Source organism: Paenibacillus sp. Y280 (assembly GCF_056786335.1).
The window spans coordinates 66758-85206 of sequence record NZ_JBXCIW010000005.1; the positions used below are offsets into that span (position 1 = coordinate 66758).

Genomic DNA, 18449 nt, shown 5'->3' on the forward strand with positions numbered 1-18449 from the left:
AGCCTTGTAACGTATTTTAGCTGTTCCATTCTCGCAAACGCTGCAGCAGCAAGCCATCGGAGCTATCATTGGTGCCTCGAACGAACGGTTTCATAAAGTAAGATATATAGTCGCCATATGCTTTTATCCCATCGTCCGAAAGCTCATCTACCCAGTGGGCGCCTTTTGGCACCTCTCCGAGCAGCAAGGAACAAATGCCGCCATAGAGGCCGCATGCAACTTGAAAATACGTTGCGTTCGTTCCATACGCCTCAAAAATCTCTTTATTTTCCATTACGTTAAATAAATAGCGCTCGTGATCATCGTAAACCAGCAGCACGCCAACCAAGTCCGAGCCTTCCAGCTCCGCGTCCCTTGGATCAAGCAACTGATGCTTCCAATCCCACAGCTCATCCGCATCGTTCAAGTGACTATGCAAAATATCGGTCGTCACTTCATTGACCTTGTAAATGAATCCAAGCTCGAATGGGAAGCGCTCGCCAAGCGACAGCACCTCTTCATGCGGCATAAGACAGCCCTCGAAGCTCGTGAGACCTAGTCTTACAAGGAAGGTTTGCTCATAGACTTGCCTGTACAGAAATAAAGGCATGTGGTTGGTGACATACATCGGATAGTTTAAAATCGCTTCATCTAAATAACATTCGGGCGACCAAGTGCTGTAAACCGTATTAGGCTGCAGCATCGTCCGATCGGCATAAAAGCTGTTGTCTGTTTCTACAATGTAGCAAGCGAGCGGAAGCTTGTCAGGCTGCTCCTGCATGAGCGAAATCGCAAACCATTGAACGACCCCCGGATTCATGCCTGACCCTATGATCGCTTTGAGGCTGGTGAAGCTGCTTCTGCTTTCTTTGAATCTTGCATAACGCTCGATGAGCGTGAATCCTTCGAGCTCGTTGCGGCGATCCACCTCCGCGCTCTCAAGCGCGGTGTTCACATATGCAATAGCAAGCTCATTGCAGCATTCCAGCATGGCTATCGTATCTGCCCAAGAAGCGTCAATGACGAGAACAGAAGCAGTATCTGCCAAATGCTGCTTGAATCTTTCCGTATCCTGCAAATCGAATTGATGGAGCACGAGATGACTAGCCAGCTGCGGACAATAGGTGATGTAATCGGTATCCAGCTGCAGAGGCTTTGCGTCGATACAATGGATCTTGCTGCTCGCAAGAGCTGAGTGAAGCGGAGCATTCGTATCTTGAAGCACCTGCTCCAAAAGAGCCAGAACTGCTTTGCCGACCCCTCCGCCGCTTCCAAGCAGTGTTATAACCAAACGTTCATTTGTCATTTATCTATCATCTCCTTTCCGTTAATGTCAGCTTACGCAGATCAGAGCTTGTTTGTTTGTAGCATTTATTCCGTGCGAAACGTCCAAGCTATTTGCACCGCCGCAAGGATAGATGTCTATATGCGAATGTCCAGAGAGATTCGTTTATCAGCACATTGCCACTCTTCAAGCTTGCGATGCTTTCCCTTATTCCAGTATGATAAGAGCAGACTTTGAAGGGGGATTGCAATGATGAGCGAGCTTAAGCTTCGAGTGCCTGAGGCTGTAATATTTGATATGGATGGAACGTTGTTTGAAACGGATACGCTGCTTGTGCCGGTTCATCACCGCGTGTTCGAGACGCTTCGGGAGGAACGGCTTTATGAGCATGAGACACCGCCCGTCGAGCGCTTGCTTAGCTGCTTAGGCATGCTGCTGGAGGACATATGGCGCCAGGTTATGCCGGATAGTACGGAAGCTGCGCGGAAGCGCGCCGATGAATTGCTGCTTCAATACGAGCTTGAGGGCTTGGAGCGTGGTGAAGGCGAGCTCTACCCCTACGTCGAGCAGACGCTGCGCGGGCTGAAGGATCGCGGGGTGAAGCTGTTCGTTGCAAGCAACGGGCTGGAGGAATATGTGAAGGGTGTGGCACGTCATAGAGGTATTGCCGAGCTGTTTGACGGTTTGTACAGCGCGGGAGAATACGCAACGGCAAGCAAGGTTGATCTAGTGGCGCGACTGCTGAAGGATCATGGCGTTAAAACGGCTTGGATGGTCGGTGACCGCTCATCGGATGTCGAGGCTGGAAAGGGCAACGGGCTGCAAACGATCGGTTGCGCATATGCGACGTACGGACGCAAAGCAGAGCTTGACGAAGCAGATGTGCTGATTGCCGATTTCCGTGAGCTCACTCGTTTGCTGGATCAATAGAGGAAAGGACTTCCGTTTTCAAAGCGATCTGATTGAGCGATAATCATCGGAATTTGCTGCTTAGAGCGGAAGACAGAGGAGAGTATTCGTGAATCAAACGTTATGGAATACCGATCTTATTGTATCTCCCGATCAATTGAAGGAGCTTGTCGGAGAGCCTCACGAAGCGGTTGTCAAAAAATCCGTTTCGCAAATGGAGGAGCATGTCCGTCACTTCTTATCCTTATCCCCCTTGTTTTTCTTATCCTCGTCGGATGCCGCAGGTCGCTGCGATACGTCGCCTCGCGGCGGCGATGCCGGATTTGTGAAGCCGCTCGACGATTTTCGTCTAATCTATCCAGAGCGGCCGGGCAATCGGAGAATCGACTCCTTGCTGAATATGCTGGAAAATCCGCAAGTCGGCATGCTCTTTGTCATTTCCGGGATGCAGGAGGTGCTGCGCATCAACGGGCGCACAACGCTAACGACAAATGCCGAGCTTATCGACCAGATGGAATGGAGCGGCAAAACGCCTGCGCTCGCAGTCGTTGTAGAAGTACAGGAATGCTTCATCCATTGTCCGCGGGCTCTCAAAGAGTCAAGCGTATGGGACACTGAAAAATGGCCCAAAGCGGAGGAGCTGCCTTCTACAAGCGACATGTTCAAGGCTCATTTGCGCATGAACGGCTACGAATCAAAGTAACGGGCATTAAGCTGCCGCATTCGGGTTCTAATGAGAGAAAGAAAAAAAACCTGCAAGGCTGCACGCGCGAGTGCGCTGCTCCTTTGGCAGGTGAATGCATGCATATCATTGCTTTTCCTTCGATCCATCTTGCATTGCTGTAATTGCTATAAATGGACTAGGCGCGGCTTCTGTATTATGGTCGTTGTTTCTTACGAATCGGAGCGTCGGTTTGCCTGTAGGTCCTCTGTGCATGGATACCGCAGACATGCCAAGGCGGAAGCAGAGCGCCATGCTGGCTGTATTGTCAGTTGCTACGTTGCAGGTAAGCTTGCCGAGGCGCGCAATCATCGCTTTTACGATAGCGCTCCCGATTCCAAGGCTCCTTGCTTCGGGATGAACGACGACCATGCAGGCTCCCTCGCCGCCGTTTTCTGCAAAGCCAAAGCCGGCGATGCGGCTGCTGTGCTTAACGACCACAGCAACTGCACCAAACGTCCCATCGTGAGTTTCTCTAAGCAGGGAACTGTCCAGCTTGCGAAGCGCATGAATAGTAGAGACAGCCAGCCGCTTATCCCCGAAACGAATGGCAAAGCCGATAAGTCGTTTTTGCTCCATTAACCAAACGTCTGGTGTAAGCAGCTCCAGCTCCAATTTACGCGCCTCCCGCTTTTTCCGTTTTCATTCTAGCCAGATAAGCTCCGTAATGAAAAATGCGCTCCAACGATTTTTGACGAATATGGGGTTCATCGAATTTCATTGGTTTTGAATTTGCTTCAAAAAACCACATATTTCCTAGGCTGTCTATACCTAAATCCATCGACATCTCACCCAAGAGCTGCCCTGAGGCGCGCTCGATTTGTTTAGCAATAAGCACAGCGGTGTTTTTTGCTTTTATTAACAGCTTACGCGCCTGCTCCTCATTAAATGAATGGACAAGCAGCTTCTCAGGGTCCTCGATCATGCCGCCTCTTGGCACATGGGTAGTAATGCTTGAGACGCCGGCTATCCGTGCGCCAATTCCTGTAATATCCCACTGTCCGCGCTGGTTTTTTTGCACGAGCGCGCGAAGGTCAAATCTTCGTTCGTTGAAGGAAGCCAAGTCAATGCCCTGCTGGGCAATGTAGGCTTCCCCTCCGCTTTGCTTCTGGATACGGCTCCACAGCTTATTGATCGATGAGCATTGATAGGTGGCGCTCTTTTTGTTTTCTTGTATTTTTAAGAGATAGGGCTGCGTGGTTTCGGCTTCTACATTAATCGTCATGATGCCCTTGCCGGCTTTCCCGCTCTCAGGCTTTAAATAAAGATAAGAATGCTTGCGCATCATTCGGCCAAGACCCGTTACCGTAATCAGCTTGCGAGTCGTCGGAATATAGGGTTTGGTCGATTTAGAGAGCCGCAGCCATTCGAAGAGATCCCATTTGTTGAAGAAGGACGGATTAAAGAGCTTCACATGCGGATGCTTATGGCATGCATCGATCTTTTGCCTGACGGCAGGCAGCTCTTCATCTTCCCTCTGCGGGATCCGATTATAAATAATGTCGGGGAAAGGAAGCAGACGCTGCTGCCAGCTGTCATTTTCTGCATTGAATACGAAGCCTTTTAAGCTGTTTCTTGTCAGCAGCAGATTCTTTACCGTCAATACATAGACAATAAACCCCATGGATTGACCGGTTCGAATCAAATCGGCGAAGTTGCTGCGGTTGCCTCGGAAGAGCTGAACATCATCATCTATCGTTAAAATAGCCAATACTGTCCTGCCAGCTCGCATTCCTCTTATTTCATATTCTTCTGAATGCTTGCTGTCCATCAGCTGTTACCTCCTTCGCCATGAAAACGGCTAAGGTACATGCAGTGCTCAAAAATGTAAGATATCGATGCCCGACCCTCCGAGCGAAGCGCAGGATGCTTGAAAATCGACCGGCCTGGCTTAGCATTGGCTTCAAACATCCATATTTCCCCATCTTTATCGATACCAATATCGAGTCCCAGCTCGCCTAATCGATGCGGATAATTCCGTTCGATAGCCTCTGATAGCTTAATGGCCGTTTGTTTCGCTTTTTCAAGGACGACACCCGACTGATCGCCGAACGTTTTCTCAAGCGCCTGCTCCGGCGTCATAAGCGAGCCGCCGTTTTTCACATGCGTCGTTACGCTCCCGCGGCCTGCTTTCTTTGCGCCAATGCCGGCTGGTACCCATTCATTTTTGCCGTTCTTATGCATATGAAAGCGGAAATCGAGCGGACAGCCATCGATTTCCACGAGCCTGATCCCCTGTTGGACGACATAGTGGCTTAAGTTATGGCCATGCTTCGTTTGCAGCATTCGCATCAAGCTGTTGAAGGTCGAGAAGCGAAGCAGCACGTTTTGGCCGCCTTTGCGGTAGCGTGCGAAATAACCGCGCTTTGGATGATAGGTCAGCCTATATATCCCTATTCCAAGGCTGCCTGCGGTTGGTTTGAAATAAATAAACTGATGCTGTTCGAGCATTTCCTTTATTTGTTCCATGGTTGGGCCGGAAGCGGAATCCGGCAGATGAACGAGCGCTTCAGGATCTTTATCCAGAAGCTTGTAAACGTCGGCCTTATTGAAAAAGCTCCAGTTGAAAAAAGGGATTTTCCGGCGTACGAAGCGCTCGCGGAGCGCATTAATCGATGCGGAGGTTTCAGTCTTGCGGTTCGGAAGCCGGTTGTATACGACATCCGGAAGCGGTACGATCTTGCGGTACCAGCTGCCCTGCGAATCAAGGAAATAGCCGTTGACGGTATCCTGCTGCCAATTGATATCATGCGGAGTGAAGCCGAAAAGGTAGGCTTTGTGCTCCCCTGTGCGGATAATCTGCTTAATGAAATTGGTTCGCCCGCCAAACGGATTGCTCTCCGAGCGAACGCCATTATCGCTTAGTATGCCGACAAGCGGTCCAAGTTGAACCTCATTGTCGCCGGTGTTAAGCACATATACATTTCCGGATTTCGGCACTTTAATCGATTGCCGTATTCCTGACGACAAGTACAAATGATTGCCTGGCCGGTTCAGCTGCTTGATTTCAGCTGTAATCACTTCTTTGCCCAGCTTGAGGTGTACCGACTTTTTGCCTGAAAGCTTCAGATGCTTTAGCAGAGGGCTGGACAAATATACGATATTATTAGACTGCTGTGAGAAATGTACGTTACAAGTTGTCAAACTCATCGATGAACCTCCTGAACGTTGAAAGGCCGTATTTGGTTGTCTGATCTTTTTAATCGGTGACGGCCGTTTGTGGATTCATTGGCTGCAAAGAACGGAGACAGGCGCTTAGACAGCAAGCGTGCATACAAGAGCGGCCTTTCGATAGACAGCCGCGCTGCCTCTAGATCATTGGTGATTCGAAAGGAAGATCGGCCTGGCTTCGAGTTTGCTTCAATCAGCCAAATGCGGCCGCTAGGCTCAATGCCGTAATCTAATCCAAGCTCGGCAAATCTGCCAAATTTGCTTTCAAGACATTCCGCTGTTTGCTTGCTTATTGTATGGATCTGCTCTAGCAAACGTTCGGCTTTTTGCTGGCCAAATTTGGCAGTAATCAGCTGAGCAGCCGGGAGGGCGTCGCCGCCGCCGTGCAGATTGGATGTCAGAGATCCCGCTTGCCCGGTACGGACGACGACTCCGGTCAGCGACCATTTTCCTGTGTGATCCTTCTGCATAAGTGTTCTTACGTCAAAAGGCTTGCCGTCCTCATCGCTAAGCGCAAGATAAGGCTGGATTAAATAGGGCGAGCGGTTAATAAAGCGGGCTATCCATTGCTCTAATTCACTGTCATTTGTAAATGTCATTGAAAAAGATCGGTTTTGGCGGGTTCGCCCTTTCACCTTCGCTGCTTGCCCGTATGGGCTGCGCCTAATATGCAAAATACCTCTGCCCTGCATGCCAGCCGATGGCTTTAGTACAATGCCGCCTGGATGACGATCCGTCATCATTTTAACCTGCTCCGCGGATCGATAGGGGGCAGTTGCAGGCAAATGCTTCGCCAGCAAAGGATCTGCCTTAAGCGCGTCATGGACGTCAAGCTTTGCTGGGAGGGTTCCGTTAAGCATCAGACAGGGCTTCTTCCGCGATATGAAATTCAGCAATCTTTGGCAGCGGGTCCGCTGGTTGGCTTCGGTGAAGAAGCATCGATCATAGATGATGTCCGGTAATGGAACCAGCTGCCTCACCCACCGATTTTGCTCATAGCTATAGCCGTAAAGCAGCTCCGTTTGCGGCTGCAAGCCTTCTTCCGAGAATACATAGACATGAATGCCATGCGGCTTGCCTGCCATGCTGAGCGCTCGGTAGAAGCGGGACTCCGGCAGCACCGGTTCCGATTCATCATCCAAGGGCTGACGGTTGATCGATGCGACGACGATTCCGAGGGTAACCATTCGAGCCTGCATAGGCGCCTCCGTTAAAAGCCCGATAAAAATCGGGAATATTGGATCATCATACGTACGGATGGACGGATTTTGTTCTCATGAAGCGGCGTGTTGTCGTTTTTGGACGGCTTTGAATTCACTTCTAGAAGCCATACGCGGCCGCTTGTATCAAGCGCCAAATCAATGCCAAGCTCGCCAAAATGCGCTGGAATTTGTGCGTCAACACCTCGCGCGATATTTAGCGCCGCCTGCTGGAGCCGGTGCACGGCTTCATTCCTGCTCATACCGGATTGCAAATTCGATTTGGCAACAGCCTCTAGCGCTGTGCTGAGCGTTCCGCCGCGGGCAAGGTTGGAAACGAAATGATCGCTGCCAGCTGTGCGGGCGACAATGGATGTAAGGGTCCATTTGCCGCTTGCATTTTTTTGGACGAGGGCGCGAAAGTCAACGGGCCGCTTCTGGATTTCGATAAGCTGCAGCCCTTGCTGCACTTGATATTTAACGGTTTTCATTTTTGCTGAAATGCTCGCGAAAAGCTTAACCAAGCTCGTGTGCTGCTGCCTGCGCGTGCCGCCTGCGGTTGCGAACATCGCTTGATAATTGTTCGTATCCAGGCGAGTTATGCGGATGATCCCTTTGCCTAAGCTTCCGCGTACCGGTTTTAGAAAAACGCTGCTGTAGCGTGAGCACATGGACTTTAGCATCGTATAGTTGCGGAGCAAATGTGATTCGGGCAAATACCGCGCGAGCGATTCATCATTTTTCAGCGCATCAAAAACCTCGACCTTATCCAAAAACTTTTCGTTGAAAACGGTCGTATCATGCTGTAGTTTTACTTCTTTCATAAAATGTTGTACGCTGGGTCTGTTCTCAAGCTTTCTAGACGTCAAGCGGTTATTGACGACGTCGGGAATAGGCATTTTGACCCGCTGCCAACCATCTGAATAGATCCAGCCGTCAACGGTATCAAGACTCGTGCCGATCTGGCTAGGGGTGAAGAAATAAACGAATACGCCTTGCGCCGTACTGGCTTCAACGAGCTCCTTGCAAAACATGGTAATGGACCCAAAGGGCTTATCGGGCGTATGCGGATAATCGCGGCTGACAAGCACACCGATTAGCGGCCCGAGCACAAGCGTGGAGGTGCCGACCTTGTATTGCAGCCTGATGGGCGTCCCATTTGCAATTCCCATTTGTCTCGCTAAGCTTTGGCTGATTCTCATGCCATCGTATTTTGCGACAGGAATAACCTTCACATGATGCCGGAAGGCACCGAATTTTAATTGGATGTGCTGGCCATGTGGAATCTTCCATTGCTTTACATAGGTTTCGCCAAGCATGAGCGTATCTTCCGGAAGCATGCCGGAGCTGATCACCTGTACGGCTACTTTAGATTTGAGCATCATAAATCTCCTTCCAAGCAGGAGGATGACTTTAAGAGGTCGGCAACTAGGTTTTTTACACGAATTACTTCATCATATGAGGACATCTACCCCTTTGTGAATCACAAAAGGATATGTGGCTTGTGTAGTTTTCATGAGCTTTTCCATCAGGGGCTTGGCTCATGCATTATTTACGCGTTATGATTAGTCAAAACTTACACCATCACAATTAATGAATGGAGAGAGATTGATGAATATTTATGACAAGGCATATGAATTAGCGAAGGCGTTGAAGGAAAGCGAGGAAGCGATGCTGCTGAAGGCGGCGAAGGAGGTCGCTGAGGCAGATCCTGCCGCAAAGGAGATGCTTGATGATTTTCGCGAGCGTCAAAACTTTTTGCAGCAAAAAATGATGGCTGGCGAAGAGCCGTCTGCTGAGGATATGGAGAAAATGAATAAGCTCTACGAGGTGATCACGCTTAACCCGTTGATCGGCAAGCTGCTTGAGGCGGAGCGCCGCTTTGCGGTTGTGTTCGAGGATGTCAATCGAATCATGTCCGATGTGCTGAAATCTATCGTAGATTAATAAGAGACATATCCCCTGTCCACTTCTCATAGAATGGTAATGCGGACAAGATATTGAGCCGCTTACGACCCTATGGAGGAGCTGAATGGAATGTTTTCCGGAAAAGGCCGTCATGTGCTGTATTTGCTTATAGCGCTTGCAATGCTCGTATATGCGCTTCCGCGTCTTGAGCTGAGCGCGCCGTGGAGCTTGATGAGTGTATTTGGACTCGTATGGATTTTGTTTGCGTTAGTCATCGTAACGGCGCATGTCAATGCGCTGGTGATGAATGACGAGAAGCGCAGGGAGCTGGCCCGCATTAAGAAGGCGAAGGCGCTGCTGTGGGAGCAGAAGCTGCTGCAAAAGGCCACAAGAAAAGCGCGTGGTTAGCTTTTTGGACAGTCAATTGCCCTGTTCTCCAGATGAAGAAGATCCGCCGATATCTATATCGGCGGATCTTCTTTGTGTATATAAATCGCTAATTACATATCCTTAAATTGCACAAGCTGCTTGACAAATTTATATACAGCTTCCTGCTCCTTTAAGGTAAGGCCGTTTATTTGATGGACAATTTTGGTCGCATAGCCTTCGTCAGCAGGCTCTTCCGCGGCGTCTGGAATAGAAATGACATTCACAATCTTCTCAAGCGGTGTTTGCAGCGCAAGCGCGATTTTGCTGAGCACATCAATTGTCGGATTTTTTTCCCCGCGTTCAACTTGTCCCATATAGGAAGCATTAATATCAGCGCGGAAAGCAAGCTGCTCTTGGCTTAGCCCTCTTTTTTTGCGCAGCAGACGAATGTTTTCTCCTACTAGCCCTGCAATCTCACTCATACCGTCACCTCAGCCTAACGATAAAACTTTACTTGCCTATCAACAACACTCTATAGAGTATATTAGGAATAGTGACTATAATCATTGACGAATAGATGGGCTTTTTACTATAATTGTGTAAAAAAGTATCATTCTATCGACATGATTGCCTATAAAGGATCAATTTACCAATTCCATTAAAAATGATAGGATATAAATGGGAAGAAACGTTACGCGAGGAGGATTGCAAGTGGTTGATGAATTCGAGTTTTTCAGAAAAGTTCGCGCTTATTATAATAACGTTCCCTTCCTTGTTCGATTCACTTTTCGCTTGTCTCAACGAGTTAAAAAGGCAATAACTGCCCGCGGTTCATTCAGCTGTCGCGTAAATCCGCATACACAGATCGTTGAATACGTGCTTGAGCTAAAATCAGATTCTATTTCTAGACCATACAGCGAGCATAGCTCGTTTTTGTTTTCTAGCATTTATGAAGAGATTCCAGCGCAAGTCATTGAACTCAATCAATTCCTCATTTTGGCGCTTCGTTATCCGATTCCGATTGATTATGATTGGCAGGCATTTATTATGTCTGGCGCAGAGGATGCCATTAACTTGCAAACGATACAGCACTTATTCAAGAAATGGAAGCTGAAGGGGAAAACGGGACAATTCATAGACGCCAAGCTGAAGGTAGAGCAGGTGCTGCTGCAATGGCAGCTATGAGGTGAAGTGAATCGGGACGAGCATGACTTGTTCTTCACTTTCTCCTATAATAGGGAGAAAGGATTGCAAGTTGGACGGAGGTTGCAGAGTGGCTCCAATCGGACCGGGAAATGAAACAAGCACGAAGCATGAACAGATTTTGAATTATATTCAAAGCCTTAAGATTGGAACGAAAATTTCGGTACGCGCTATTGCGAAATCGCTTGGCGTCAGCGAGGGTACGGCCTATAAAGCTTTTAAGGAAGCGGAAAGCTCGGGGCTTGTCAGCACGAGGGAGCGGATCGGTACGGTTCGAATCGACCGCAAGCGCAGGGAAGCGCTTGACCAGCTCACCTTCGGCGAGGTTGCCGAAATCGTGGAAGGAAAGCTGTTTGGAGGGGCGGCAGGTCTCGATAAAACGCTGCATAAATTCGTTATTGGCGCGATGGAGCTCGACGCGATGCTTCGTTATATCGACGAAGGCAGCCTGTTGATCGTAGGCAACCGAATCGACGCGTATCGCTGTGCGCTGGAGGAGGGAGCCGGCGTTCTTATTACCGGCGGCTTCGAGCCGGGCGCGGAAGTGATCAGGCTCGCTGATGAGCGTGTTCTGCCGATTATTACCTCCAGGCATGATACGTTTACGGTAGCCTCGATGATCAACCGTGCCATGTACGATCGGCTGATTAAACGGAAAATTATGCTGATCGAAGATATCGTCACATTCAGTCGACCGGCCGACGTTCTGCGAATCGGGCATACTATTTCCGATTTCCATAAGCTGTCTCTCGCTACCGGCTATTCACGTTTTCCCGTTGTGGATGAGAGAAGCAAGGTTGTCGGCATGATGACTGCTAAGGATGCGATCGGAACGCCAGTGGATAGCGAAGTAGATAAAGTAATGACCAAGCAGCCGATTACGGCGGCACCGAACATTACGGTCACTTCGGCCGCTCATACGATGGCCGCGGAAGGCATTGATTTGCTGCCTATCGTTGATAGGCACCGCAAGCTGCTAGGTGTCGTAACGAGGCAGGAAGTGCTTGATGCTATGCGATTTGCCGGCAAGCAGCCGGAATCGGGAGAAACGTTTGAGGACTTGATGTGGACGGGCTTTATGGCTACAGCAAACGTCAATGGAGTTGGTCCTGATGAGCTGGGCATAGCCTACAAGGGGAGGATAACGCCGCAAATGTCAGGTGCGCTCGGGATGGTATCAGAGGGGCTTCTCGCCACGCTTATGACACAAGCAGCGCGAAAAATGATTCGAGAGACCGCTAAGCGCGATTACTTGCTGGAGAGTATGACGATTTATTATGTTCGGCCCGTTCAAATAGATAGTGAGATAACGATCATACCGAAGGCGCTGGAGATGAGCCGGAAGTTTACGAAGCTGGAAATCGAGGTTAAGGATACGAAAGGATTGGCCGCCAAGGCGATGCTGACGGCCCAGATGATTGACCCGTATTAAACGGTTGACTTAGCTTCTTGGCGAGCTGTAGATGCTGAGATTGCGAAGGCCGGCGAACAGATTGAATACGCCAAGCACTAGGAATATGGCGCCAATGACGATGCGAAGCGTGGATTCGCCGGACAGAAACAGCTGAACCAACGCGATGAACAGCAGCATGATACCCATGCTAATATTCATTCTTGCTGAGAAGATTGCCCGTGTTCTTGTATCGGAGGAACGGCGGGATTTAAAGCTGAACACGACCGAGAACACTAGTGAAATAAGGATGCCCGGCATGAGCAGCCATTGCAGAAGTTGATCCATGAGAAAGTAGCTCCTTTAAGTTATGTAGTTGCAGCATCGATTTCGCAAATAGACAGGCTCTATTGTACCACGAAATGAGGCTGCGTGCTTAGGAAGGAGGCTTCGTGTAGTCTCGAACCTTGATCCATACATGAAGGACATTTTCGACGACGAGGATCGTCTTCACCTCAATGGTGTAATCTTTGTTGAACACATCCATATAGACTTTCTTATCAAGGAGCTTTCGGGCAAATTTGGCATCGGAATCGATGACAAAAATACTCTGGCCGAGGAATCCCTGAAGATCTTTCTTTATACGTTTAAGAAGCTCGGCTTCTGTCACTTGGTCGAGAGCAGGCCTGCCGGAATTTTGTCCGGCTTCTTTCTCGATGCGCGGCAGTATGCTTTTAATAACGGTATGCTGATTTTTGAATTCTTTTAAAAGTCGAATATCCTGCTCATACTGCTCCAGCTTCACCTCAAGCTCGCTCTTCAAAATAATTAGTGACTGGAACTCCGCCAAATAAAGAGAATTATAGACGATAGCTCCGATTATCATCCCAAGTATCAACACTCCAACCATTTGCATGCCTCTCACAAAACGCCCAAACGGCGGTACGCGCATCGCTTAAACGGCTCCCTTGCATATGAGACGGACCAGCTCCGTACCTAAGTGGGCGCCAAGAAAAGCGATGAGAATAAAGCTGATTTGCTGCGCCGCCGGATTCAAGTACCCCTCCATAATGTTGCTTTCTATGACGCGAACGGGGTCGATCGATCCGCCGACAGCGGCTACAATTGCCCATATTTTCAGTCTTGCTGCCGTATCCAGCATCGTAGTCGCCGGTGGCAGCAGCATGAATACAGATCCCACTCCCGCGAGCGTCGAGCCCCCAAGGACGACGCCAAGTGCAATAAAGAAATCAAGTCCCGCTTTGGACAAATAGTAGCTCATACGCTTACCTCCTAAAAATATAGTGAAGCGAAGAAGCATCCGAGAGCTTGTGATGAAGGTTGACGGATGCAAGGCTGGTTATGCTTTCGCTTGTACGCTCTGCTACCATTCTATGGGCGTGTCCTGTGCGATTATGATAAAATAGACGTAACTTATTTGGTCTACGCGGAAAGGAACGGTTGCGATGAGCGGACATAACGAACAATCTTTCGTGCATTTGCACGTCCATAGCGAATATAGCCTGCTTGACGGCGCCGCTAGAATCCGTGACCTTACGGCAAGAGCCTCTGAGCTTGGCATGAAGGCGCTTGCGCTGACCGATCATGGCGTCATGTACGGAGCTATCCCTTTTTACCGGGCATGCAAAGCCCAAGGCATTAAGCCGATTATCGGCTGCGAGCTATATATGACGAGCGGATCACGTTTTGAGAAAGGGACGCGCAAGGAAAATCCGATTTATCATTTGATCGTGCTCGCCAAAAACGAGACCGGATATCGGAACCTGATGAAGCTTAGCTCTATCGCTCATTTGGAAGGCTTTCATTACAAGCCGCGGGTCGATATGGAGGTGCTGAGCGACCATTCAGAGGGATTAATCTGCTTAAGCGCTTGCCTCGGCGGCGAAGTGTCCCAGCATTTGCTGCATGATAGATTCGATGATGCAGAAGCTAGCGCTTTGCGTTACAAAGCGATTTTCGGAGACGATTTTTATTTGGAGCTGCAGGATCATGGTTTGCTGGACCAGAAGAAGGCAGCGGCCGAAATGATAAAGCTCGCCAGCAAGACGGGCATTAAGCTTGCGGCAACAAATGACGTGCATTACCTTCGCGCGGAGGATGCTGCCGTTCAAGATGTGCTGCTGTGCATCGGAACGGGCAAAACGACTGAGGATACCGATCGGCTGCGGATGCTGACGGATCAGATGTATTTGAAGAGCGCAGACGAGATGGCGCTTTTGTATCGGCATGTACCGGAAGCGCTGGCGAATACGAGTGAAATTGCGGACAAATGCGAACTGGAGCTGACGCTTGGCCGCGCCGCGCTGCCCATTTTCAGGCCGGTACCGGCTGGTATGAGCTCTTCAGATTATTTAATGACGCTGTGCCGTGACGGCCTGACTGCAAGATACGCCGGACTTCCCGAATGGGCGGCCGATGCCGAATACAAGCAGAAGGCAGAGCAGCGGCTCGAGTATGAGCTTTCCGTTATCGATAAAATGAGGTTCAGCGATTACTTTTTGATCGTTTGGGATTTTGTTCGCTTCGCCCATGAGCGCGGCATACGCACAGGTCCCGGAAGGGGTTCATCCGCGGGAAGCTTGGTTGCGTACACGCTTCGTATAACAGATGTTGATCCGCTCAAATACAAGCTTTTGTTCGAGCGTTTCCTTAACCCGGAGCGGATCTCTATGCCCGATATCGATATTGACTTCAATGACGAGCGCCGCGATGAGGTTATCGCTTACGTTGCCGCCAAATACGGCGATGAGCATGTCGCGCAAATCATTACATTCGGGACGATGGCAGCCAAGGCTGCCGTACGGGATGTCGGTCGGGCGATGAACGTACCGTTTCAAGATGTGGACCGTGCTGCGAAGCTTATTCCGAATCAGCTGGGCATTACGCTCGAGGAAGCGCTTCGCATCAGCAGCGAGCTGCGCGAGGCAAGCGATCGCCAGCCGAAAACGGCGGAAATGCTCAAGATGGCATTGAAGGTAGAAGGCATGCCGCGTCATGCCTCCACGCATGCTGCGGGGGTCGTTATTTCGCAAGAACCGCTGACCCACTATACACCCATACAGGCCGGCAGCGAACGGATTCCGCTAACGCAATACTCCATGGAGCATCTAGAAGCGATTGGGCTGCTCAAAATGGATTTTCTCGGCTTGCGGACGCTTTCGATATTAGAGCGGGCACTGAAGGCTGTGAAGGAGCAACATGGCAAATCGATTGATTTTCATACGATTCGCGACGATGATCCGGCAACCTACACGATGCTCAGCCGGGGCGATACGACCGGCATATTCCAGCTTGAATCCGCCGGCGTACGGCGCGTCCTGAAGGATTTGAAGCCAACGGAATTCGAGGATATCGTGTCGGTGCTGGCATTATATCGTCCAGGCCCGATGGAGTTTATTCCGAAATATATTCAAGGCAAGCATGGGGACGTTACCGTTGAATATCCGCATCCATCTCTGGAGCCAATTTTGTCGGATACGTACGGCATCATCGTCTATCAGGAGCAAATTATGCAAATCGCTTCTCTTATGGCGGGCTTCTCGCTAGGCGAAGCGGACCTGCTGCGGCGCGCTGTATCTAAGAAGAAGCGCGAGGTGCTAGATGAGGAGCGGACGCATTTTGTGAAGGGGAGCCTTGAGCAAGGTTATTCCGATACGGATGCGAATCATGTTTACGATATGATCGTGCGGTTTGCCGATTACGGCTTCCCGCGGGCGCATGCGGCGGCCTATGGCGTGCTTGCGTTCCAGACGGCCTGGCTAAAGGCAAACTATCCGGTAGAGTTTATGGCTTCGATGCTCGCCTCCGTGACTGGCAACCAGCGGAAGACGGCTGAATACGTGGATGAATGCCGCCGTATGGGCATTGCCGTGCTGCCGCCAGACGTGAATGAAAGCGGGGTGTCATTCACGCCAGTTGGCAAAGCCGTGCGCTTCGGGCTTGCGGCGATCAAAAACGTCGGCACGCAGGCGATTGAAGCGCTCCAGAAGGAGAGAGGAGAACAGCCATTTGAGAGCCTGCTCGATCTATGCAGACGCGTAGATTTGCGAGTCGTGAACAAGCGGGTATTGGAGTCGCTGATACAAGCGGGAGCTTTGGATTCCTTGCCCGGTCATCGCGCTCAGCTGCTAGGCGCCCTTGAGGAATCCGTTGAGGCAGCTGTCAAATGGCGCAAGGAGCGCGAGGAGCTGCAAATCGAAATGTTCGGCCTCGACGAGGTACAAAACTGGGATGTCGAGCTTCCGGATATTCGTCCTTACACGACGAGTCAACAGCTGGATTTTGAACGTGATCTGCTGGGACTTTATTTATCTGGACATCCGCTCGATGCGGTTGACCAGCAGCTTGAAACGCTTGGGCTGGACCGCTTGGTCGAGCTGAGCGATGCAAAGGATGGGACGATCGCCATCGTAGGCGTCATGATCGTGTCGCTTAAGCCCTTCACGAATAAAAAGGGGCTTTCGATGGGTTTCTTGGAGCTTGAGGATCGTATTATGCGCGTGGAAGCCGTAGTGTTTCCGACGATATGGAAACGAATCGGAAGCAAGCTTGAGAAGGGCGGCTTAGCGATCATACAGGCAACCGTTCAACAGCAGGATGATGATTATAAGCTGCTTGTCGAGGACTGCGTGCCGATAGGCGATGCGGACGTGGATCTTGCGGAGCAGGTAAGACGGCTGCAAAAGCAGGCGCAAGCCCGCGCTGCACGCACGAATGGCGGCAGCACGGGTGCAGGCGGGGGAGCTGCCCAAAATCGCACTCAGACAGGCCAACGATATCAGGCCCAGCGGCCGACTGAGGCTGTACGCCAACAAGCCTATCAGAAAAAGGCGCCTTCACAAAAAATCGCGGTTAGCTCGGACAGGCCGCGCGAAAATGATGAGGCCCGTTCGGCGCAAGCTGATCGCAAGCCGCAGCGCGTTTATATCAAAATCACATCAGCGAATGAAGAGCCCGCGGTGCTTGAGAAGCTCAAAGGGCTGCTTGCAGCACATTCCGGTCAGCTCGCTACCGTTCTGTTCTATGTACAAGGCCAGAAATCGATCGCGCTGAGCGACAGCTATCGCGTCAAGCCTTCACCGAAGCTCATAGCATCTGTCGAGCAGTTGCTGGGGGAAGGCGCGATCGTGGTGAGATAGCGAAATGATTCAAAAGAAGGCCAACTGCTCTATGCTTGCAAATATGCAAGAGATAAAAGCGATATAAGCGTTTTTAATAGGAAAAATAATGATTGATGCAGTGAGATTCTGCAAAATATTCATAGGTAAGATGCTGGTTCTTTCTCTTAAATTAAACAGCTTTATGACTAGGAACTTCTCTCCTCCCGTAAAATCTCGCAAACAAATGTACTTCGTATGCACGTCAAGGCTTGTACGCGCATATGTTTAGAGATACAAGTGACGATGGCAAAGAAGCTCGCAGTTTAGCGAGCTTTGGCTTAGGACAATGCCATCTGCTCACGCAAATGTTTCCAAGATTTACGTACAAGCAGTTACGGGAGGGATGGGTCCTATGACAGGAATTGAGAATTGGCTCTTAAAACGCGGGGTATCGATCGACGACGTAACCGAAATCGTATATACGCTGCAGCGTCCCTATAACGGTGATTTGACGATGGAAGAATGTGAGGAAAGCGTAAGGGCGGTGCTCGCTAAACGCGAGGTGCAATATGTCATGTATACCGGCATTGCGCTCGATGAATTAGCCGAGCGCAGATTGCTTCCGGAACCGCTGCAATCGATCATGGAAACCGATGAGTCGCTCTACGGTGTCGACGAGACGCTGGCGCTAGGCATAACGAATGTTTACGGCATGATTGGATTGACGAGCTTCGGATATTTAGATAAAGTAAAACCCGGCATTATTCGTCAATTGAATATAAAAGGCGAACGCATTCATGTGTTTCTGGATGACTTGGTAGCTGGTTTGGCCGCTGCAGCATCGGCACGAATTGCGCATCAGGACCCGAAAGCGATCCGATATGATTTGCCGGATTCCCCATGACTATGGTATCATTGTGACATCATATGGCCTGTTACCGGGATAGCTATGCTTAGTAAGTGAACTTTGCGGTAGCAAAGTTTTCAGGAGGTACCATGATGTGGACGGTCATTTATATCGCACCAACAGCAAAAATCGCAGATAACATCAAGAAGCGGCTAACGGAGGAAGGGTTTTTGGTGAAAATCCGCTCTGTCAATCTGTCCAAACAGCAATACGAGATACTAGTTCCGTCTGGCGAGTTGGAGGAAGTTCAAGAAGTCTTCAACTCCATTATGCGGCCATTATGATGGA

The 18449-nt window shown here is 50.0% G+C and carries 19 protein-coding genes; 9 read left to right on the forward strand and 10 right to left on the reverse strand.

Going from position 1 to position 18449, the window contains the following annotated elements; all coding sequences use genetic code 11:
* Positions 1–16: 16 nt before the first annotated feature.
* Positions 17–1285 carry a Rossmann-fold NAD(P)-binding domain-containing protein gene (locus AC1TPC_RS08140; protein WP_482066366.1) on the reverse strand — a complete coding sequence of 423 codons (1269 nt, stop codon included), beginning with the start codon at positions 1283–1285 and terminating at the stop codon, positions 17–19.
* 228 nt (positions 1286–1513) lie between these two features.
* Here AC1TPC_RS08140 and AC1TPC_RS08145 point away from each other — a divergent pair, with 228 nt between their 5' ends.
* Both AC1TPC_RS08145 and AC1TPC_RS08150 read left to right on the forward strand, forming a co-directional pair.
* Positions 1514–2194 carry an HAD family hydrolase gene (locus AC1TPC_RS08145; RefSeq protein ID WP_482066367.1) on the forward strand — a complete coding sequence of 227 codons (681 nt, stop codon included), beginning with the start codon at positions 1514–1516 and terminating at the stop codon, positions 2192–2194.
* Between the two features lie 88 nt (positions 2195–2282).
* Entirely contained in the window at positions 2283–2876 is a 594-nt protein-coding gene (locus tag AC1TPC_RS08150) for an MSMEG_1061 family FMN-dependent PPOX-type flavoprotein (RefSeq protein ID WP_482066368.1), read from the forward strand.
* Between the two features lie 105 nt (positions 2877–2981).
* Here AC1TPC_RS08150 and AC1TPC_RS08155 read toward each other — a convergent pair whose 3' ends face one another.
* The 5 genes from AC1TPC_RS08155 to AC1TPC_RS08175 are packed head-to-tail and all read right to left on the reverse strand — an operon-like array spanning position 2982 to position 8646.
* Entirely contained in the window at positions 2982–3509 is a 528-nt protein-coding gene (locus tag AC1TPC_RS08155) for a GNAT family N-acetyltransferase (RefSeq protein ID WP_482066369.1), read from the reverse strand.
* Position 3510: 1 nt separating this feature from the next.
* Positions 3511–4665: a YheC/YheD family endospore coat-associated protein gene (locus tag AC1TPC_RS08160; RefSeq protein ID WP_482066370.1), complete on the reverse strand. Its 1155-nt coding sequence runs from the start codon at positions 4663–4665 to the stop codon at positions 3511–3513.
* Positions 4665–6044 carry a YheC/YheD family endospore coat-associated protein gene (locus AC1TPC_RS08165; RefSeq protein ID WP_482066371.1) on the reverse strand — a complete coding sequence of 460 codons (1380 nt, stop codon included), beginning with the start codon at positions 6042–6044 and terminating at the stop codon, positions 4665–4667. Before AC1TPC_RS08165 ends, AC1TPC_RS08160 begins: the two co-directional genes overlap by 1 nt.
* A complete protein-coding gene (locus tag AC1TPC_RS08170) occupies positions 6041–7264 on the reverse strand; it encodes a YheC/YheD family endospore coat-associated protein (RefSeq protein WP_482066372.1) in 1224 nt (407 codons plus the stop codon). The genes AC1TPC_RS08165 and AC1TPC_RS08170 overlap by 4 nt, the downstream gene beginning before the upstream one ends.
* A gap of 11 nt (positions 7265–7275) precedes the next feature.
* The gene (locus AC1TPC_RS08175; RefSeq protein WP_482066622.1) at positions 7276–8646 is read right to left on the reverse strand and encodes a YheC/YheD family endospore coat-associated protein; all 1371 of its coding nucleotides are present in this window, start codon (positions 8644–8646) and stop codon (positions 7276–7278) included.
* 229 nt (positions 8647–8875) lie between these two features.
* Here AC1TPC_RS08175 and AC1TPC_RS08180 point away from each other — a divergent pair, with 229 nt between their 5' ends.
* Positions 8876–9211, forward strand: a complete 336-nt coding sequence (locus AC1TPC_RS08180; protein WP_482066373.1) for a YlbF family regulator — start codon at positions 8876–8878, stop codon at positions 9209–9211.
* 90 nt (positions 9212–9301) lie between these two features.
* Positions 9302–9580: a hypothetical protein gene (locus AC1TPC_RS08185; RefSeq protein WP_169087006.1), complete on the forward strand. Its 279-nt coding sequence runs from the start codon at positions 9302–9304 to the stop codon at positions 9578–9580.
* Positions 9581–9672: 92 nt separating this feature from the next.
* Here the strand turns inward: AC1TPC_RS08185 and AC1TPC_RS08190 are convergent, their stop codons facing one another.
* Positions 9673–10023, reverse strand: coding sequence for a helix-turn-helix domain-containing protein (locus AC1TPC_RS08190; protein ID WP_482066374.1), 351 nt, complete (start codon positions 10021–10023; stop codon positions 9673–9675).
* Positions 10024–10252: 229 nt separating this feature from the next.
* On the opposite strand from AC1TPC_RS08190, the gene AC1TPC_RS08195 reads away from it, so the two are divergent.
* The gene (locus AC1TPC_RS08195; RefSeq protein WP_482066375.1) at positions 10253–10726 is read left to right on the forward strand and encodes a hypothetical protein; all 474 of its coding nucleotides are present in this window, start codon (positions 10253–10255) and stop codon (positions 10724–10726) included.
* 88 nt (positions 10727–10814) lie between these two features.
* On the forward strand, positions 10815–12176 hold the full coding sequence (locus AC1TPC_RS08200) for a DRTGG domain-containing protein (protein WP_482066376.1): 1362 nt from the start codon (positions 10815–10817) through the stop codon (positions 12174–12176).
* A gap of 9 nt (positions 12177–12185) precedes the next feature.
* Here AC1TPC_RS08200 and AC1TPC_RS08205 read toward each other — a convergent pair whose 3' ends face one another.
* From AC1TPC_RS08205 to AC1TPC_RS08215, 3 genes are all read right to left on the reverse strand, one after another.
* Positions 12186–12482, reverse strand: a complete 297-nt coding sequence (locus AC1TPC_RS08205) for a YtpI family protein (RefSeq protein ID WP_482066377.1) — start codon at positions 12480–12482, stop codon at positions 12186–12188.
* 88 nt (positions 12483–12570) lie between these two features.
* Positions 12571–13044, reverse strand: coding sequence for a sporulation membrane protein YtrI (locus tag AC1TPC_RS08210; protein WP_482066378.1), 474 nt, complete (start codon positions 13042–13044; stop codon positions 12571–12573).
* A gap of 45 nt (positions 13045–13089) precedes the next feature.
* On the reverse strand, positions 13090–13416 hold the full coding sequence (locus AC1TPC_RS08215) for a YtrH family sporulation protein (RefSeq protein ID WP_482066379.1): 327 nt from the start codon (positions 13414–13416) through the stop codon (positions 13090–13092).
* Positions 13417–13600: 184 nt separating this feature from the next.
* Between AC1TPC_RS08215 and AC1TPC_RS08220 the strand changes: the two genes are divergently transcribed.
* The 3 genes from AC1TPC_RS08220 (at position 13601) to AC1TPC_RS08230 (ending at position 18445) form a co-directional block, all read left to right on the forward strand.
* Entirely contained in the window at positions 13601–17293 is a 3693-nt protein-coding gene (locus tag AC1TPC_RS08220) for a DNA polymerase III subunit alpha (RefSeq protein ID WP_482066380.1), read from the forward strand.
* Between the two features lie 373 nt (positions 17294–17666).
* Positions 17667–18158, forward strand: a complete 492-nt coding sequence (locus AC1TPC_RS08225; protein WP_482066381.1) for a phosphatidylglycerophosphatase A family protein — start codon at positions 17667–17669, stop codon at positions 18156–18158.
* A gap of 95 nt (positions 18159–18253) precedes the next feature.
* The gene (locus AC1TPC_RS08230; protein WP_053374720.1) at positions 18254–18445 is read left to right on the forward strand and encodes a hypothetical protein; all 192 of its coding nucleotides are present in this window, start codon (positions 18254–18256) and stop codon (positions 18443–18445) included.
* The last annotated feature ends 4 nt before the right edge of the window (positions 18446–18449 follow it).

Excerpts from the sequence above, each read along its gene's own strand:
- AC1TPC_RS08170 (WP_482066372.1), bottom strand. The coding sequence starts at position 7,264 with ATGCAGGCTCGAATGGTTACCCTCGGAATCGTCGTCGCATCGATCAAC.
- AC1TPC_RS08185 (WP_169087006.1), top strand. The coding sequence starts at position 9,302 with ATGTTTTCCGGAAAAGGCCGTCATGTGCTGTATTTGCTTATAGCGCTT.
- AC1TPC_RS08210 (WP_482066378.1), bottom strand. The coding sequence starts at position 13,044 with ATGGTTGGAGTGTTGATACTTGGGATGATAATCGGAGCTATCGTCTAT.
- AC1TPC_RS08230 (WP_053374720.1), top strand. The coding sequence starts at position 18,254 with ATGTGGACGGTCATTTATATCGCACCAACAGCAAAAATCGCAGATAAC.
- AC1TPC_RS08140 (WP_482066366.1), bottom strand. The coding sequence starts at position 1,285 with ATGACAAATGAACGTTTGGTTATAACACTGCTTGGAAGCGGCGGAGGG.
- AC1TPC_RS08215 (WP_482066379.1), bottom strand. The coding sequence starts at position 13,416 with ATGAGCTACTATTTGTCCAAAGCGGGACTTGATTTCTTTATTGCACTT.
- AC1TPC_RS08165 (WP_482066371.1), bottom strand. The coding sequence starts at position 6,044 with ATGAGTTTGACAACTTGTAACGTACATTTCTCACAGCAGTCTAATAAT.
- AC1TPC_RS08145 (WP_482066367.1), top strand. The coding sequence starts at position 1,514 with ATGATGAGCGAGCTTAAGCTTCGAGTGCCTGAGGCTGTAATATTTGAT.
- AC1TPC_RS08220 (WP_482066380.1), top strand. The coding sequence starts at position 13,601 with ATGAGCGGACATAACGAACAATCTTTCGTGCATTTGCACGTCCATAGC.
- AC1TPC_RS08175 (WP_482066622.1), bottom strand. The coding sequence starts at position 8,646 with ATGCTCAAATCTAAAGTAGCCGTACAGGTGATCAGCTCCGGCATGCTT.
- AC1TPC_RS08225 (WP_482066381.1), top strand. The coding sequence starts at position 17,667 with ATGACAGGAATTGAGAATTGGCTCTTAAAACGCGGGGTATCGATCGAC.
- AC1TPC_RS08190 (WP_482066374.1), bottom strand. The coding sequence starts at position 10,023 with ATGAGTGAGATTGCAGGGCTAGTAGGAGAAAACATTCGTCTGCTGCGC.
- AC1TPC_RS08180 (WP_482066373.1), top strand. The coding sequence starts at position 8,876 with ATGAATATTTATGACAAGGCATATGAATTAGCGAAGGCGTTGAAGGAA.
- AC1TPC_RS08160 (WP_482066370.1), bottom strand. The coding sequence starts at position 4,665 with ATGGACAGCAAGCATTCAGAAGAATATGAAATAAGAGGAATGCGAGCT.
- AC1TPC_RS08205 (WP_482066377.1), bottom strand. The coding sequence starts at position 12,482 with ATGGATCAACTTCTGCAATGGCTGCTCATGCCGGGCATCCTTATTTCA.